Below are 15,310 nucleotides of genomic sequence, written 5' to 3'. Positions count from 1 at the left end.
GTCCGGTTCGGACCCTAGCCGTGCCGTGACCGCGCGGGCGGTCCGGGCGGGGTCCGTGCATCAACCGTTATGAAATCGACGCGGATGACGCCGGTATGACCTCGAGGTGAATCGGCGGGAAACTCTCCGGCCTGGCCGCGGGTCAGGGCCCGCCGACGAGGTCCCGCCGCACGCACGCGCCGGCGAGCACGGAGGCACCGATGCCGATGGCGCGCTCGTCGATCATCAGGTCGCCCATGTGGAGGTCATAGGTGCGCCCGCCGGGGGTCCGCGTGCCCAGCCGGGCGAGCGCCCCCGGGACCTTCTCGAGGTACCAGGCGAAGTCCTCCCCGCCCAGGGACTGGGCGGTGGGATCGAGGTTCTCGCGGCCCAGCACGTCGGCCACGGCCGCGCCGAGCACCATCACGCTGGAGGCCGAGTTGGAGACCGGCGGCACGCCGCGGTCATGGGTCACGCGCGCCTCGACGCCCCAGGGTCGCACCAGGTCGGCGAGCACCGTCTCCAGCAGCTCCTCGGCCCGGTCCCAGGCGTCGTGGTCCAGGCAGCGCAGCGTCCCCTCGAGGGTGCCGTGGCTGGGGATCGCGTTGAAGGCGGAGCCGGCGTGGATGCTGCCCCAGGTGAGGTTCACCCCCGAGCGGGGATCCATGCGGCGGGTCAGAGCGGCCGGCAGCTGGGTGGCGATCGAGCCGAGCGCGTAGACCAGATCCTGGGTGAGGTGCGGCCGGGAGGTGTGGCCGCCGGCGCCGCGCACGTGGATCGTGACCGGATCGGTGGCCGAGGTGATCGGGCCGGGCTTCAGGCCGATGTGGCCGACGTCGACCCCGGGGTCGCAGTGCAGCGCGAAGATCGAGTCGACCCCCTCCAGGACGCCCTGACCGATCAGCTCGAGCGCTCCGCAGGGATGGCGCTCCTCCGAGGGCTGGAAGATCAGCCGCACCCCGCGGCGCAGAGCGCCCGCCTCGGCGACCCGCACCAGGGCGGTGGCGGCGCCGAGGACGGCGCTGACATGGACGTCGTGGCCGCAGGCGTGGGAGACGCCCTCGACGGTGGAGCGGTAGGAGACGGTGGACAGCTCCGGGATGCCCAGGGCGTCCATGTCCGCGCGCAGCGCGACCAGCGGGAGATCGGGATCGCTGCCGGGGATGTCGCAGATCGCGCCGGTGCCGCGCATGCGCTGCGGGCTCAGCCCCAGGTCCGACAGCCGCCGGACGACGACATCGGTGGTCCCGTACTCCTGGTGGGACAGCTCGGGGTGGCGGTGGAGATGCCGGCGCACGTCGCGCAGGTCGTCGGCGTGCTCCTGGATCGTCCGGGCGATGAGTCCGTCCGGGCCCAGCACCGAGGACTGCCGGGCCGTGCCCGCCGCCTGTTCAGACTGCTCCACCTGTACTCCCCTGTTCTGTCACCGCTGCCTCACCGCAGGTGCCCGAAGCCGTTCTCGCCGAGCCGGCCCACGAGCTGCGCGACGGACTGGGCCTGCTCGTCCGCGAGCACCAGCAGAGCATCCTCGGTGTCGACGATGCTGACGCCCTTGAGCCCGACCAAGGCGATGTGGCGATCTGTCGAACCGTACACGGTCGCCGTGGAGGAGATCGCGTCCACGCTCGCTCCTCCCAGCACCCGGACATCGGAGGCGTCGCCGGCCGGGTCTTCCTCCCCGGCCGGGCCCTCCCCGGGTCCGTCGTGACGCAGCTGCCGGGCCAGGGCCGCGAAGTCGCCGACGTCGTCCCAGTCGAACGGTGCCGGGACCACGGCGACCTTCCCGGCGGCCGCGAGCGGCTCGGCCAGGGCGTGGTCGATCGCGATGCTGGTCATGCGGGGCCACACGCCGGCGAGGACCTCGTCGAACTCCCCCGTCCCGTCGGCGGCGGCGATCTCCCGGGCACCGCGGGCGAGACCGGGGATCTGCGCGGCCAGCTCGTCCAGCAGCACCCGGGCACGCACGACGAACATGCCGGCGTTCCAGAAGAAGCCGCCGGCGGCCAGGAACTGCTCGGCCCGGGCCCCGTCGGGCTTCTCCACGAAGCGGGAGACCGGGTGCGCTCCGGCCGCCTGCAGGGCGGGGTCGGTCGCCGGCCCCTGCTCGATGTACCCGAACCCGGTCGCCGGGCGGGTGGGCTCGATGCCGAGGGTGACCAGGTACCCGAGCTCGGCGGCGCGGCACGCGGCGGCGACCGTGCGGGCGAAGGCGTCCTGGTCGGTGATGAGGTGATCCGCGGCGAAGGAGCCGAGCACGGCATCGGGCTGCTCCCGCTCCACGAGCGCCGCCGCCAGGGCGATCGCGGGCATGGAGTTCCGCGGATCGGGTTCGGCGACCACGCGCGCGCCGCCCGCGGCCGGCGCGCTCCGCCCGAGCTGCTCGATCTGGCGCGCCACCTGGGTCGCGTGGTCCGCCCCGGTCACGACGATCGGGGCGCGATCGGCCAGCGGCGCGAGCCGCCGCAGGGTCTGCTGCAGCAGCGAGTCGCCGCTGCCGGTCAGGTCGAGCAGGAACTTGGGGCGCGCGTGACGTGAGAGCGGCCACAGTCGCGTTCCGGCTCCGCCGGCCGGGACCACGGGAACGAAGGGAACCTGGCACATACGGCCAGCGTATAGCGGTCCGCATCGCGCCCGGGCGAGCGGCCCGCGACGCCGTCGGACACCCCTGCGGTGCACAGAAAGTGCACGTCATAGTGCTAGGCTGGCTACGCCCCTGTCGGGGGCGATGATGATGTCGCCGTGTCGTGAAACGGTCGCCCTCGCGGGCGCACCGAACTCCGCGCAGGCGGCCCGGGATCCGTTCCCCGCCGCCCACGCGCCGCACCTCCGCGGCCATGCATCCCGCCTCCCGGCGCCGTCCGACGCTTCTGGAGGATCTCCGTGGCATCCGCCCAATCCGGGACGCTCTATCGCGGTCGCGAGGGCATGTGGTCCTGGGTCGCACACCGCATCTCGGGAATGCTCATCTTCCTGTTCCTGCTCGTGCACGTCCTGGACACCGCCCTGGTCAGGGTGTCCCCCGAGGCGTACAACGAGGTGATCGGTCACTACAAGACCGTCGTGTTCGGCCTCGGCGAGGTGGGGCTGGTCGGCGCGATCGTCTTCCACGCGCTCAACGGTCTGCGGATCATCCTCGTGGACTTCTGGGCGAAGGGCACCGCTCACCAGCGCGGCATGTTCTGGGCCGTCGTGGTCCTCTGGGTCGTGCTCATGGCCGGCTTCGTCCCCCGTCACCTCATGCACATGTTCGGAGGCTGATCATGACCACTCCTCCCGCGTCCTCCGCGACCGCCATCCCGGATCCCAGCACCCGCTACCAGCGCACCGGTCAGCGCGGCATCAACTCCGAGATGATGTGGTGGCTGTTCATGCGCGTCTCCGGCGTGCTGCTGGTCATCCTCATCTTCGGCCACCTGTTCGTGAACCTCTGGCTCGGTCTCGGCGTCAAGGGCATCGACTTCGCGTTCGTCGCCGGCAAGTGGACCAACCCGTTCTGGCAGGTCTGGGACCTGCTGATGCTGTGGCTGGGCCTGCTCCACGGCGGCAACGGCGTGCGCACCATCATCAGCGACTACGCGCGCAGCTCGACGCTGCGGCTGACCCTGAAGGGGCTGCTGTACTTCGCGGTCGTCGTCACGCTGATCCTGGGCACGCTGGTGATCTTCACCTTCGATCCGTGCCCCGCCGGTGCCGAGCCGAGCCTGCTGCCCGCCATCTGCGAGGGCTGAGCCCGCGCCCGCCGGCAGCTGACCGGCCCCCGGCCGCGCCGCCCCTCTCGTTCGCCGCCCCCGTCACAGAACGTCCCACCCGGTCGACCCCGAAACGGAGCAGTCACCCGACATGCAGACCCATAACTACGACGTGGTGATCGTCGGTGCCGGCGGCGCCGGCATGCGCGCCGCCCTGGAAGCCTCCAAGAGCGCCCGCACCGCCGTCGTCACCAAGCTCTACCCCACGCGTTCCCACACCGGCGCGGCCCAGGGCGGCATGTGCGCCGCCCTCGCCAACGTCGAGGAGGACAACTGGGAGTGGCACACCTACGACACCGTCAAGGGTGGGGACTACCTCGTCGACCAGGACGCCGCCGAGGTCATGGCCAAGGAGGCCATCGACGCGGTGCTGGACCTGGAGAAGATGGGGCTGCCGTTCAACCGCACCCCCGAGGGGAAGATCGACCAGCGCCGCTTCGGCGGCCACACCCGCGAGCACGGCGAGGCCCCGGTGCGCCGCTCCTGCTACGCCGCGGACCGCACCGGCCACATGATCCTCCAGACCCTCTACCAGAACTGCGTGAAGCAGCAGGTGGAGTTCTTCAACGAGTACTACGTCCTGGACGTGCTGATGACGGGCGACCCCCGCACCGACGAGGGCGTGCGCGCCTCCGGCGTGGTCACCTACGAGCTGGCCACCGGCGAGGTCCACGTCTTCCGCGCCAAGTCGGTCGTGTTCGCCTCCGGCGGCTTCGGCAAGGTCTTCAAGACGACCTCGAACGCCCACACGCTCACCGGCGACGGGCCCGCGATGGCCCTGCGCCGCGGCATCCCGCTGGAGGACATGGAGTTCTTCCAGTTCCACCCGACGGGTCTGGCGGGCCTGGGCATCCTGCTCTCCGAGGCCGCCCGCGGCGAGGGCGGCATCCTGCGCAACAGCGAGATGGAGCGCTTCATGGAGCGCTACGCCCCGACGCTGAAGGACCTCGCCCCGCGCGACGTGGTGGCACGGGCGATGGCCAACGAGGTGCGCGAGGGCCGCGGCGCCGGCCCCAACAAGGACTACGTCTACCTCGACCTCACCCACCTCGAGCCCTCGCACATCGACGCGAAGCTCCCCGACATCACCGAGTTCGCCCGCACCTACCTGGGGGTGGAGCCGTACACGGATCCGGTGCCGGTCTTCCCCACCGCGCACTACGGCATGGGCGGGATCCCCACGAACATCCGCGGCGAGGTGCTGCGCAACGCGACCGACGTGGTCCCCGGGCTGTACGCCGCGGGCGAGACGGCCTGCGTCTCCGTCCACGGCGGCAACCGCCTGGGCACCAACTCGCTGCTGGACATCATCGTCTTCGGCCGCCGTGCCGGCATCGCCGCCGCGGAGCACGCCGGCACCGTGGACCTCCCGGAGCTGGCGCCGGACGCCGAGGCGCCGACCCTCGAGCTGATCCAGCGGCTGCGCGACCGGCCGGCCACGGAGGACCGCGTCGCCGACATCCGCCGGGAGCTGCAGGAGACCATGGACGCCAATGTCCAGGTCTTCCGCACCGATGAGACCTGCCGGAAGGCTCTCGCGGACATCGCCGCCCTGAAGAAGCGCTACGAGACCGTGGCCATCCAGGACAAGGGCAAGCGCTACAACCTGGACCTCATGGAAGCCGTCGAGCTGGGGTACCTGCTGGATCTCGCGGAGGTCGTGGCCCTGGGCGCCCTGCACCGCAAGGAGTCCCGCGGGGGCCACTTCCGCGAGGACCACGACACCCGCGACGACGTCAACTTCCTCGAGCACACGATGGCCTACCGCACCCTGCCGGGTGAGGAGGGGTCCGAGGGCAGCACGGTGCGCCTGGGCACCAAACCCGTCGTGATCACCCGTTACGAGCCGAAGGAGCGCACGTTCTGATGACTGCTGTCGCCGAGAAGCCTCAGGCCGAGGAGATCCCGACGTTCGAGGTGACCCTGCGCATCGCGCGCTACACCCCGGAGGACGACAAGGGCGAGCACTGGGAGAACTTCACCGTCACCATGCAGGGCACGGACCGCGTCCTGGACGCCCTGCACGAGATCAAGTGGCATGTGGACGGCTCGCTGAGCTTCCGCCGTTCCTGCGCGCATGGTGTGTGCGGGTCCGACGCGATGCGGATCAACGGCCGCAACCGCCTGGCGTGCAAGACGCTGCTGAAGGACCTCGATCTGAACAAGCCCGTCACCGTCGAGCCCATCAAGGGGCTGCCGGTGGAGAAGGACCTCATCGTGGACATGGAGCCGTTCTTCGACTCCTACAAGGAGGTCATGCCGTTCCTGGTCGCCGGTGGCCAGGAGCCCAGCCGCGAGCGGCTGCAGTCCGCCGAGCAGCGGGAGCGCTTCGACGACACCACCAAGTGCATCCTGTGCGCGGCGTGCACGTCCTCGTGCCCGGTGTTCTGGACGGACGGGCAGTACTTCGGCCCGGCCGCGATCGTCAACGCCCACCGGTTCATCTTCGACTCCCGCGACGACGCCGGCGAGCAGCGCCTGGAGATCCTCAACTCCAAGGAGGGCGTGTGGCGCTGCCGCACCACCTTCAACTGCTCGGAGGCGTGCCCGCGCGGCATCCAGGTGACCAAGGCGATCGCCGAGGTGAAGCAGGCCGTGATCCGCGGTCGCGTCTGAGCCGTCGGCTCCCGGTCGCCTCCGCGGCGGCCTCGCCGCGCCACGCCGAAGCGCCCCACCGGGGGAGATCTCCGGGTGGGGCGCTTTTCGGCCGTCAGGGGCGGACTCAGGAGTAGGAGATCACCAAGGGCGCGTGGTCGCTCCAGCGGGTGTCGTAGCTCGGAGCGCGGTCGACCTGCGCGGAGGCGGCGCGCGCGGCGAGCTCGGGCGTGGCCAGCTGGTAGTCGATCCTCCAGCCGGCGTCGTTGTCGAACGCCTTCCCGCGCTGCGACCACCAGGTGTACGGCCCCGGGCCATCGCCGTGGACCCGGCGGTGCACATCGACCCAGTCCAGCTCCGTGGTGAGCCGGTCGAGGTAGGCGCGCTCCTCGGGCAGGAACCCGGCGGACTTGAGATTGCCCTTCCAGTTCTTGATGTCCCACTCGGTGTGGGCGATGTTGATGTCCCCGGTGAGCACGATGTGGCGGCCGTCGGCCCGCAGCGCGGCCAGGCGCTCCATCATCACGTCGAGGAAGGCGTACTTGTCGGTCATCGTCTGCGGTTTTTCGACGTTGCCCGAGTGCATGTAGCAGGAGATGACCGTGAGGTCCTTGCCGTCGCCCAGGGGGTCCTCGAGGTCGGCCTCGAGCCAGCGCCCCGTGTGCGTCGGCTCGGTGAGCCCGGGCAGGCCCGGACGGACGGCCTCGAGATCGATCGTCGACAACGAGGTGCGAGCTGCGATGGCGACGCCGGCGCGGCCCTTGAGCTCCGAGGCCTCCCCGATCACGCTCCAGTCCTCCCCCACCAGGCCTGCCAGCAGCTCGCCGGGAGCGCGCACCTCCTGCAGGGTGATGACGTCGGCCGTGGTGGCGGCCAGCCAGTCCGTCATGCCCTTGCGCGCCGCGGCGCGCAGACCGTTGACGTTGACGGTGGCAATGGTCAGGCTCATGCGGTCTCCTCGATCCCGGCGGCTCGCTCAGCCGCCTCGACGACGTTCTTCAGCAGCAGCGCACGGGTCATGGGGCCGACGCCGCCGGGATTGGGGCTGAGCCAGCCGGCGACCTCGGCCGCGGCCGGGTCGACGTCGCCGACCAGCTTCGCCTTCCCACCTGCCGGGTCCTCGCGCCTCGAGACGCCGACGTCGAGCACCACGGCATCGTGCTTGATGTCCTCGGGGCCGACGAGATGGGCGGAACCGGCGGCGGCGACGATCACGTCGGCCCGCTGCAGGTGAGCGGAGAGATCCTGGGTGCCGGTGTGGCACAGGGTCACGGTCGCGTTGTACTGGCGGCGGGTCAGCAGCGCGCCGATCGAGCGGCCGACGGTGACGCCGCGGCCGACGACGACCACGTCCTTGCCGCGCAGATCGATGCCGTAGTGCTCGACGAGCTCGATGACGGCCCGCGGGGTGCAGGGCAGCGGGGTGTGGATCGGGGTGTAGGCGTTCAGCACCAGGCGGCCGAGGTTCATGGGATGCAGACCGTCGGCGTCCTTGGCAGGATCGATCCGCTCGAGGATCGCGTCGGTGTCGATCTGCTCCGGCAGGGGGAGCTGGACGATGTACCCCGTGCAGGCCGGGTCCTCGTTGAGCTCGTCGACGATCGCCTCCACCTCGGCCTGGGTGGCGTCGGCGGGCAGCTGCTTCTGGATCGAGTGCAGGCCGATCTGCTCGCTGTCGCGGTGCTTGCCGCGCACGTAGGCGGCGCTGCCCGGGTCATCGCCCACCAGGACCGTGGCCAGGCCGGGTCGCTGATGCCCGGCCTCGACGAGCCGCGCCACGCGGCCTGTGAGCTCCTCCTTGATCGCCGTCGCTGTGGCTTTGCCGTCGAGGGTCTGCGCCGTCATAGGGAGCTCCTTGGTCGGTTCTCTCGCGGGATGATGATCAGTACTGCTGGAGATCGGCGTACAGCGGCTTCGCGTCGGCCAGAGCGCCGGTGCGCCGGCGCAGGGAGTCGATGTCCGCGCCGCCGGTCAGCGCCAGGGCGATGACGTCGGCGACCTCCGAGAACTCCTCGGCGCCGAACCCTCGGGTGGCCAGGGCCGGGGTGCCGATGCGCAGGCCGGAGGTCACCCGCGGCGGGCGCGGGTCGTTGGGCACGGCGTTGCGGTTGACGGTGATGCCGACTTCGTGGAGGCGGTCCTCCGCCTGCTGACCGTCGAGCTCGCTCCGGGTCAGGTCGACGAGCACGAGATGCACGTCGGTGCCGCCGGAGAGCACGTTGACGCCGGATTCGCGGGTATCGGCGGCCTGGAGGCGGTCGGCGATCAGCCGCGCCCCCTCCAGGGTGCGGCGCTGGCGATCGACGAACTCGTCGGAGGCGGCGACCTTCAGCGCGACCGCCTTCGCGGCGATGACGTGCATGAGCGGCCCGCCCTGCTGGCCGGGGAACACGGCGGAGTCGATCTTCTTGGCCCACTGCTCGGTGGACAGGATCATGCCGGAGCGGGGCCCGCCGATGGTCTTGTGGATCGTGGTCGAGACGACGTCGGCGTAGGGCACGGGGCTGGGATGCAGCCCCGCGGCGACCAGCCCGGCGAAGTGGGCCATATCGACCCACAGCGCCGCGCCGACCTCGTCCGCGATCGAGCGGAAGGCGGCGAAGTCCAGCTGGCGCGGGTAGGCGGACCAGCCGGCGACGATCACCTTGGGCTGCTCGGCGAGGGCGAGCTCACGGACCCGGTCCATGTCGATGCGCCCGGTGGTTGGATCCACCTCGTAGGCGACGATGTCGTAGAGGCGACCGGAGAAGTTGATCTTCATCCCGTGGGTGAGGTGGCCGCCGTGGGCGAGGGAGAGCCCCATCAGCTTGTCGCCCGGCCGGGCGAGAGCATGCATGACCGCCGCGTTGGCGGTGGCACCCGAGTGGGGCTGGACGTTGGCGTGCTCGGCGCCGAAGAGCGCCTTCGCCCTCTCGATCGCGATCTGCTCGGCGACGTCGACCTCTTCGCAGCCGCCGTAGTAGCGCCGGCCCGGGTACCCCTCGGCGTACTTGTTGGTCAGCACCGAGCCCTGGGCCTGCAGCACCGCCCGCGGCACGAAGTTCTCGCTGGCGATCATCTCGAGCGTGCGCTGCTGACGGCCGAGCTCGCGATCGAGCACCTGGGCGATGTCCGGGTCGAGCTCGGCGAGGGACTGGTCGAGGGCGTTCACAGGGCCTCCTGCAAGGTCGGGGTCGGGCGGCACGGCGACCGCGCCCCCATCCTAAGAGCTGGGGCCGATACCCGACGCCACGCCCGGGGAGCGGGCGCCCGCCGCGGGCGAGGATGGGCGACCGGGTGGCCCTGCTGGTCCCCCGGAACAGCAGGTCCTGGTCCGCGCGCCGCCCCCGGCGAAGGATCGTGGTCATGACAACACCGCACCTGACCACCACAGGCCACCTCGGCACCCTCCCCGTCTCCCGCATCGGCTTCGGCGCCATGCAGCTCGCCGGCCCCGGCGTGTTCGGACTGCCCGCGGACCCGGACCGCTCGCGCGCCGTGCTGCGGCGAGCCGTCGAGCTCGGCGTGGACCATCTCGACACCGCCCAGTTCTACGGGCCCGACGTCGTCAACGACCTGATCCGCGAGGCGCTGCACCCCTACCCCGGCCACCTGCGCCTGGTCACCAAGATCGGTGCCGAGCGGGACGAGCAGGGCGCCTGGCTGCCCGCCGGCCGGCCGGAGCAGCTCGTCGAGCAGGTCGAGCAGAACCTGCGCAGCCTGCGGGTCGATCGGATGGACATGGTCAACCTCCGACGGTTCGACCTCGACGCCCCGGAGCTCGACCAGCCCGCTCTCGAGGACCAGCTGGAGGTTCTGGTGCGCCTGCGGGACCAGGGCACGATCGCGCAGATCGGGATCTCCAGCGTCGGCGCCGAGGTCGTGCGGCGCGCGGTGGAGATCGCCGGGGTCGTCTCGGTGCAGAACCCGTACTCGATCCTGGACCGCTCCGGCCAGGACAGCCTCGAGGCCGCCCGGGAGCTGGATCTCGCCTTCGTGCCGTACTTCCCGCTGGGCTCGGCATTCACGGGCGGGCCGGCGAAGATCGCCGCGGAACCGCGTCTCGCCGCCGTCGCCGCCACGTACGGGGCGAGGCCGGCGCAGGTGGCGCTCGCGTGGCTGCTGGCCTCGTACGAGAACATGCTCCTGATCCCCGGCACCAGCTCCGTCACTCACCTGGAGGAGAACCTCGCCGTGGGGAGCATCGCCCTCGACGCCGAGGACATGGCCACCCTGGAGGAGGTGGAGCAGGCACCGGCGGGGCACTGAGGCCCTGGGGCTCCGAGCACGGGGCGTCAGCGGGCGGCGACCAGAGGCGTGACGGCTCCGGCGCCGCCCGCCGTCGTGCTGAGCCGGGCCAGTGCCTCGGCGTCCTCGCTGCCCGGGGCCGCGGAGTAGACGATCAGCTTCACGTCCGAGCCCGGGGCGCTCAGGACGTCACAGTCCAGATCGACCTGACCGATCACGTCGTGGACCAGTCGTTTGCGCATGCTGCGGTGCGCGGTGGCCCGGCCGTCGTCCCACAGCCGCCGGAAACGCTCGCTGCCGTCCCGCAGGCGCTTCACGACAGTGGTGAAGCGCGGATCCTCCCCGTACTCGGCGGCGGAGCGGCGCAGGTCCGCCACCAGAGCCTCCTCCAGCGCCTCGTGGTCCTCGTGCCGGGCCGGGGTCGGGCCGCCTCCGCGCCCGAGGAACGTGGCCACAGCGAGGTTCAGAGGCTCTGCGTCGGCCTCCATCACACCGGCGAACAGTGCTGTCCACGCGGGGGTCGAGCGCAGCATGGTCCAGTCGGCCGCGAAGGCGGCCAGCGGAAGATCCGCCATCCGTTCGATCATCCGCTCGATGCCCGGGGGAACGCGCTCGTCCATCCGGCCCCCGCCCGGCGGCAGCAGGTTCGCACTGCGGAACAGCACCGCGGTCTCGTCCTCGTCCAGCTGCAGGGCCCGCGCGAGGGAGTCAACGACCTGTCCCGAGGGCGCCGAGGCGCGTCCCTGTTCGAGGCGGGTGAGGTAGTCGACGCTCACCCCGGCCAGTAGTGCGAGCTCCTCGCGGCGCAGCCCCGCCGTGCGTCGCGCCCCGCTCGAGGCGATCCCGGCGGCCGCAGGAGACAGGCGCTCGCGCCAGGTGCGGATCAGGGCGCCGAGGGAATGGATCGCAGCTGTCATGCTCTCCATTGTGCGCCGGTCCCGGGCAGCCGGGAACGGGTCAGAGGTCGACGCCCAGGCGCACCGGCTCCGGCACCAGGTGGATCCCGAACGCGTCCCGGACCCGGCCCTGGACGTCCCGGGCGAGCTCGACCACGTCGTCGCTGGTGGCGCCGCCGCGGTTGGTCAGGGCGAGCGAGTGCTTCGTGGAGACGGCGGCGCGCTCCCCCACGGCATGCCCCCGCTCGATGCCCGCATGGCTGATCAGCCAGGCCGCGCTGGTCTTGATGCGCCCCTGGCCCGCGGCGAAGCGCGGAGCGTCCTCGGGAAGCAGGTCGGCCTGAGCGACGTCGAGGATCGGGTTGGTGAAGAAGCTGCCGGCGCTCCAGGTGTCGTGATCCTCCGCGTCCAGCACCATCCCCTTGGCGCCGCGGATGCGCAGGACGGCCTCGCGCACCTCGTGCATGGGCGCCCGCTCCCCCACCTGCACGCCGAGCGTCTCGGCGAGCTGGGCGTAGCGGATCGGGGCGGAGAGGCGGCCGACGGTGTGCTGGAACGTCACCGAGAGCACGACGTAGCGTCCGGTGGCCGACGGGACCGGGCCGGCATATCGGGTGCGCTTGAAGACGCTGTCGCGGTAGGAGAAGTCGCAGTCCGCCGCGAAGAACGTGTGCACCGCGTTCTGCTCGCGGTCCCAGGTGCGCACCCGGGAGATCGTCGAGGCGACCTCCTGCCCGTAGGCGCCGACGTTCTGGATGGGGGTGGCGCCGACGGTGCCCGGGATGCCGGAGAGGGATTCGATGCCGACCATCTCGCGCGCGATCGCGTACTGGACGGCACGATCCCAGCGCACCCCGGCGAAGTGCTCCGCGATGACTCCCCCGCAGCTGGGATCCAGCGGCGTGAGCTCGGCGGGGTCCACGGCCACCCCGTCGGGCTCCCCCGAGGCCGGGATCTCGCAGGCCGCGTCCAGCAGCGGGGGCTCCTGGGGGTCGCGCAGCAGCACCACGGTGCCGTCGAACGGCTCGTCGGAGGCGACCAGGTTCGAGCCGCCGCCCAGGACCAGGAGCTGCTGGCCGGCCTCGTCAGCGGCGCGGACCGCCTCGATCACCTCGTCGGCGGTGCGGGCCTCGACCAGAGTGCGGATCCGCCCGCCGATGCGGAGGGTGGTGAGATCGGAGAGCCTCATGCGGAGGCAGGTTCCGTGGCGGCGGGCGCGAGAGCGACGGTGGCGCGGGCCCGGCCGAGGACCTTGGTGCCCTCGACCTGGGCGGTCAGATCCACCCGCGCGGTGCCGGCGCTCTCGTCGACCGCGCCGACCACGGCGACGACCTCGAGCGTCACCGATCCGGTGGCGGGCACCGGGATGGGGTTGGTGAAGCGCACCGAGTACTCACGCACGGCCGTGGGATCGCCGAGGGCGTCGACCAGCCCGGTGATGGCGGTGCCCATGGTGAGCATGCCGTGGGCGATGACATCCGGCAGGCCGGCGGCGGCGGCCACCGCGTCGTTGTAGTGGATGGGGTTGAAGTCCCCGGAGGCCCCGGCGTAGCGCACGAGGGTGTCGCGGGTGATCTCGTGCTGCGTGCGCGCGAGCTCCTGCCCGACGGCGAGGTCGGCGGGGGTGAGGGGGGAGGCGGGAGTTGCAGTCATGTCTGCTCCTGGGTTCCGGGGCCGGTGCGCCGGCGCGCGGGGTGCGCCGGGACGGCCGGGTGTGACGGGCGTCGGGTCGGGGTGCCGGGGCGTCGCGCCGCGGTCAGTCCCCGCGGACCACGATCATGCTGCGCACGGCGGCCACGTCGGCTCCGTCCTCATCGGCCATGTCCACGCGCGTCGTGACCATGGAATGCCCGCCGGCGGCGCGCACCGACTCCACGGTCAGAGTGAGCACCAGACGGTCGCCGGCGACGACGGGACGGTGCAGCGTGAAGGACTCCTCGCCGTGGACCACACGGGAGAAGTCGATGCCGGCAGCCGGGTCCTGGATGTACTGCGCCTCGGTGGCCTGGGCGAGGGAGACCAGGAACGTGGGCGGGGCGATCACGTCGGCGTGACCGGCCGCGCGGGCCGCCTCGGCGTCGGTGTGCAGGGCAGAGGTCGCGCCGGTGGCACGAGCGAACTCGGCGATCTTCGCGGCCGAGACGGTGTGCACCGGCCCCGGCGGGTAGCTGCGGCCCGCGAAGGCGGGATCGGGGGTCGTCGTCATGTCATCTCCCGAGGAGGGCTCGGCCTGGGCGGCCGACGGATGCTGTCGGATCCGATGATCTCATCGTCGCCGGCCCGGAGCAGACTCACCGCAGACTGACTCAGACGCACGAAAGGCCACCCGGGACAATGCCCGTGTGGCCTTTGGTGAAGTGCTCGTCCCGCTCAGCGGGTCTCGCGGTGAGCCGTCTGCTTGCCGCAGGTCGGGCAGAACTTCGAGAGCTCCAGCCGATCCGGCGTGTTGCGACGGTTCTTCTTGGTGATGTAGTTGCGCGCCTTGCAATCAACACATGCCATGGTGATCTTGGGACGCACGTCAGAGGTCTTGCTCGCCACGGTTCGCCTCTTTCCGTCCGGGTGACGCGCCCCGCGGCGCGCCTCGTGGGTCCCCGTACTGGGGGATGTGGATCATGCACTCCGGTATGGACCGGCGTGGTACCGAGGGCGGGGATCGAACCCGCGACCTCACGATTATGAGTCGTGCGCTCTGACCGTCTGAGCTACCCCGGCCTGACCGATGAAACGGCCCGATCTCGAACGAGAACGGGCCGCCGCATCCATCAGAGCCCTGAAAGGGAATCGAACCCTTGACCTTCTCCTTACCATGGAGATGCTCTACCGACTGAGCTATCAGGGCAACCCGGAGGACTCTACCCAACTCCTCGCCGTGACGGCAATTCGTCGGGAAGCCCCGGTGCTTCGGGTCACAAGGACCTTCCGCAGTGGCAGGTGAGGGATTCGAACCCACGAAGGCAATGCCAGCTGATTTACAGTCAGCTCCCTTTGGCCGCTCGGGTAACCTGCCGGAGAACCTCGCCTCCGGTGCCCGCCGGCCGAGGCCGGAGGTCCCATCAGCGAAGCGGACCTGGAACAGCATACCGGTGCACGCTCGGCGGTGCGAACCCGTAGGCGCTCTGGCGTGCATGAAGATGGTCACAGGGGCCCTCCGGCGCTCCCCCGCAGGGGTGCGGCAGGCTCGGAGCCGCACACTCCGCGGCCGTGCCCCGCCCCTCGTGCACGGGCCGTCGCACCGGAGAACATCGACCGGCCGCCCTCACGGCGGCCGCACCAGGAAGGATTCACCGTGGCAGATTCATCGTTCGACATCGTCAGCAAGCTCGACCGCCAGGAGGTCGACAACGCGGTCAACCAGGCCGTCAAGGAGGTCGGGCAGCGCTACGACTTCCGCAACACCGATGCCTCCATCAGCTTCAGCGGGGACGAGATCGCGATGAGCGCGAACGCGGAGGAGCGAGTCCTCGCGGTGCTCGACGTGCTCCAGACCAAGCTCATCCGTCGCGGCATCTCGCTGAAGGCGCTGGATGTCGGCGAGCCCAAGCAGTCCGGCAAGGAGGTGCGGCTCAGTGCGGCTCTGAAGGAGGGCATCAGCACCGAGGACGCCAAGAAGATCTCCAAGCTCATCCGGGACGAGGGCCCCAAGAGCGTCAAGGCACGGATCGAGGGCGATGAGCTGCGGGTCTCGTCCAAGAGCCGCGACGACCTGCAGTCGGTCATCGCCATGCTCAAGGGCAAGGACCTCGACGTCGCGCTCCAGTTCGTCAACTTCCGCTGAACCGCCTCCGGGGGCACAGTCGGCCGGCGTAGGCGCCGCTGCGTGTCTCGGACCCGTGCCCGGGTGGCCCGTGCCGCCGGTGCCGG

General features: G+C 71.1%; 16 protein-coding genes and 3 tRNA genes. 6 read left to right on the top strand and 13 right to left on the bottom strand.

Going from position 1 to position 15,310, the window contains the following annotated elements:
• Positions 1 to 142: 142 nt before the first annotated feature.
• Positions 143 to 1,384 (bottom strand): M20 family metallopeptidase, encoded by a 1,242-nt coding sequence (locus tag AC5020_RS12750; RefSeq protein ID WP_464988577.1) that lies wholly within the window; start codon positions 1,382 to 1,384, stop codon positions 143 to 145.
• A 29-nt stretch (positions 1,385 to 1,413) separates the two neighbouring features.
• The gene (locus AC5020_RS12745) at positions 1,414 to 2,580 is read right to left on the bottom strand and encodes a mannose-1-phosphate guanylyltransferase (RefSeq protein WP_464988576.1); all 1,167 of its coding nucleotides are present in this window, start codon (positions 2,578 to 2,580) and stop codon (positions 1,414 to 1,416) included.
• Between the two features lie 279 nt (positions 2,581 to 2,859).
• Here AC5020_RS12745 and sdhC point away from each other — a divergent pair, with 279 nt between their 5' ends.
• The 4 genes from sdhC to AC5020_RS12725 all read left to right on the top strand — a co-directional run bounded on the left by sdhC (position 2,860) and on the right by AC5020_RS12725 (position 6,344).
• Complete coding sequence (gene sdhC, locus AC5020_RS12740; protein ID WP_377019869.1) at positions 2,860 to 3,237, top strand: succinate dehydrogenase, cytochrome b556 subunit; 378 nt, start codon at positions 2,860 to 2,862, stop codon at positions 3,235 to 3,237.
• Positions 3,238 to 3,239: 2 nt separating this feature from the next.
• Positions 3,240 to 3,707 (top strand): succinate dehydrogenase, hydrophobic membrane anchor protein, encoded by a 468-nt coding sequence (gene sdhD, locus AC5020_RS12735; protein WP_377019870.1) that lies wholly within the window; start codon positions 3,240 to 3,242, stop codon positions 3,705 to 3,707.
• A gap of 112 nt (positions 3,708 to 3,819) precedes the next feature.
• Positions 3,820 to 5,595: a succinate dehydrogenase flavoprotein subunit gene (gene sdhA / locus AC5020_RS12730; protein WP_377804687.1), complete on the top strand. Its 1,776-nt coding sequence runs from the start codon at positions 3,820 to 3,822 to the stop codon at positions 5,593 to 5,595.
• Positions 5,595 to 6,344: a succinate dehydrogenase iron-sulfur subunit gene (locus AC5020_RS12725; RefSeq protein WP_377792920.1), complete on the top strand. Its 750-nt coding sequence runs from the start codon at positions 5,595 to 5,597 to the stop codon at positions 6,342 to 6,344. The genes sdhA and AC5020_RS12725 overlap by 1 nt, the downstream gene beginning before the upstream one ends.
• Before the next feature lie 106 nt (positions 6,345 to 6,450).
• Here AC5020_RS12725 and AC5020_RS12720 read toward each other — a convergent pair whose 3' ends face one another.
• The 3 genes from AC5020_RS12720 to glyA are packed head-to-tail and all read right to left on the bottom strand — an operon-like array spanning position 6,451 to position 9,474.
• Positions 6,451 to 7,272, bottom strand: a complete 822-nt coding sequence (locus AC5020_RS12720; RefSeq protein ID WP_464988575.1) for an exodeoxyribonuclease III — start codon at positions 7,270 to 7,272, stop codon at positions 6,451 to 6,453.
• The gene (locus AC5020_RS12715) at positions 7,269 to 8,168 is read right to left on the bottom strand and encodes a bifunctional methylenetetrahydrofolate dehydrogenase/methenyltetrahydrofolate cyclohydrolase (protein WP_464988574.1); all 900 of its coding nucleotides are present in this window, start codon (positions 8,166 to 8,168) and stop codon (positions 7,269 to 7,271) included. The genes AC5020_RS12720 and AC5020_RS12715 overlap by 4 nt, the downstream gene beginning before the upstream one ends.
• A 37-nt stretch (positions 8,169 to 8,205) precedes the next feature.
• Entirely contained in the window at positions 8,206 to 9,474 is a 1,269-nt protein-coding gene (gene glyA / locus AC5020_RS12710; RefSeq protein WP_464988573.1) for a serine hydroxymethyltransferase, read from the bottom strand.
• A gap of 194 nt (positions 9,475 to 9,668) precedes the next feature.
• Between glyA and AC5020_RS12705 the strand changes: the two genes are divergently transcribed.
• Positions 9,669 to 10,571, top strand: coding sequence for an oxidoreductase (locus AC5020_RS12705; protein ID WP_464988572.1), 903 nt, complete (start codon positions 9,669 to 9,671; stop codon positions 10,569 to 10,571).
• A gap of 26 nt (positions 10,572 to 10,597) precedes the next feature.
• Here the strand turns inward: AC5020_RS12705 and AC5020_RS12700 are convergent, their stop codons facing one another.
• From AC5020_RS12700 to AC5020_RS12665, 8 genes are all read right to left on the bottom strand, one after another.
• A complete protein-coding gene (locus AC5020_RS12700) occupies positions 10,598 to 11,467 on the bottom strand; it encodes a helix-turn-helix transcriptional regulator (RefSeq protein ID WP_464988571.1) in 870 nt (289 codons plus the stop codon).
• 40 nt (positions 11,468 to 11,507) lie between these two features.
• Positions 11,508 to 12,635, bottom strand: coding sequence for a UDP-N-acetylmuramate dehydrogenase (locus AC5020_RS12695; RefSeq protein WP_464988570.1), 1,128 nt, complete (start codon positions 12,633 to 12,635; stop codon positions 11,508 to 11,510).
• Entirely contained in the window at positions 12,632 to 13,099 is a 468-nt protein-coding gene (locus AC5020_RS12690; protein WP_464988569.1) for a MaoC/PaaZ C-terminal domain-containing protein, read from the bottom strand. The genes AC5020_RS12695 and AC5020_RS12690 overlap by 4 nt, the downstream gene beginning before the upstream one ends.
• Positions 13,100 to 13,202: 103 nt before the next feature.
• Positions 13,203 to 13,652 carry an FAS1-like dehydratase domain-containing protein gene (locus AC5020_RS12685; RefSeq protein WP_464988568.1) on the bottom strand — a complete coding sequence of 150 codons (450 nt, stop codon included), beginning with the start codon at positions 13,650 to 13,652 and terminating at the stop codon, positions 13,203 to 13,205.
• A gap of 164 nt (positions 13,653 to 13,816) precedes the next feature.
• A complete protein-coding gene (rpmG, locus tag AC5020_RS12680; RefSeq protein ID WP_114855632.1) occupies positions 13,817 to 13,987 on the bottom strand; it encodes a 50S ribosomal protein L33 in 171 nt (56 codons plus the stop codon).
• A 97-nt stretch (positions 13,988 to 14,084) separates the two neighbouring features.
• Positions 14,085 to 14,161: transfer RNA gene (locus AC5020_RS12675), tRNA-Met, on the bottom strand.
• A gap of 54 nt (positions 14,162 to 14,215) precedes the next feature.
• A tRNA-Thr gene (locus AC5020_RS12670) sits at positions 14,216 to 14,288 on the bottom strand.
• Positions 14,289 to 14,374: 86 nt separating this feature from the next.
• A tRNA-Tyr gene (locus tag AC5020_RS12665) sits at positions 14,375 to 14,456 on the bottom strand.
• A gap of 279 nt (positions 14,457 to 14,735) precedes the next feature.
• Between AC5020_RS12665 and AC5020_RS12660 the strand changes: the two genes are divergently transcribed.
• Positions 14,736 to 15,224, top strand: coding sequence for a YajQ family cyclic di-GMP-binding protein (locus AC5020_RS12660; RefSeq protein WP_377019882.1), 489 nt, complete (start codon positions 14,736 to 14,738; stop codon positions 15,222 to 15,224).
• The last annotated feature ends 86 nt before the right edge of the window (positions 15,225 to 15,310 follow it).

The sequence above is a fragment of the Brachybacterium sp. SYSU DS0246 genome, assembly GCF_059391765.1.
This window is presented reverse-complemented; position numbering and strand designations above follow the sequence as displayed.

Coding starts and splice junctions, on each gene's coding strand:
- AC5020_RS12745 (WP_464988576.1), bottom strand. CDS start 2,580: ATGTGCCAGGTTCCCTTCGTTCCCGTGGTCCCGGCCGGCGGAGCCGGA.
- sdhD (WP_377019870.1), top strand. CDS start 3,240: ATGACCACTCCTCCCGCGTCCTCCGCGACCGCCATCCCGGATCCCAGC.
- sdhA (WP_377804687.1), top strand. CDS start 3,820: ATGCAGACCCATAACTACGACGTGGTGATCGTCGGTGCCGGCGGCGCC.
- AC5020_RS12725 (WP_377792920.1), top strand. CDS start 5,595: ATGACTGCTGTCGCCGAGAAGCCTCAGGCCGAGGAGATCCCGACGTTC.
- AC5020_RS12720 (WP_464988575.1), bottom strand. CDS start 7,272: ATGAGCCTGACCATTGCCACCGTCAACGTCAACGGTCTGCGCGCCGCG.
- AC5020_RS12715 (WP_464988574.1), bottom strand. CDS start 8,168: ATGACGGCGCAGACCCTCGACGGCAAAGCCACAGCGACGGCGATCAAG.
- AC5020_RS12705 (WP_464988572.1), top strand. CDS start 9,669: ATGACAACACCGCACCTGACCACCACAGGCCACCTCGGCACCCTCCCC.
- AC5020_RS12700 (WP_464988571.1), bottom strand. CDS start 11,467: ATGACAGCTGCGATCCATTCCCTCGGCGCCCTGATCCGCACCTGGCGC.
- AC5020_RS12695 (WP_464988570.1), bottom strand. CDS start 12,635: ATGAGGCTCTCCGATCTCACCACCCTCCGCATCGGCGGGCGGATCCGC.
- AC5020_RS12690 (WP_464988569.1), bottom strand. CDS start 13,099: ATGACTGCAACTCCCGCCTCCCCCCTCACCCCCGCCGACCTCGCCGTC.
- AC5020_RS12685 (WP_464988568.1), bottom strand. CDS start 13,652: ATGACGACGACCCCCGATCCCGCCTTCGCGGGCCGCAGCTACCCGCCG.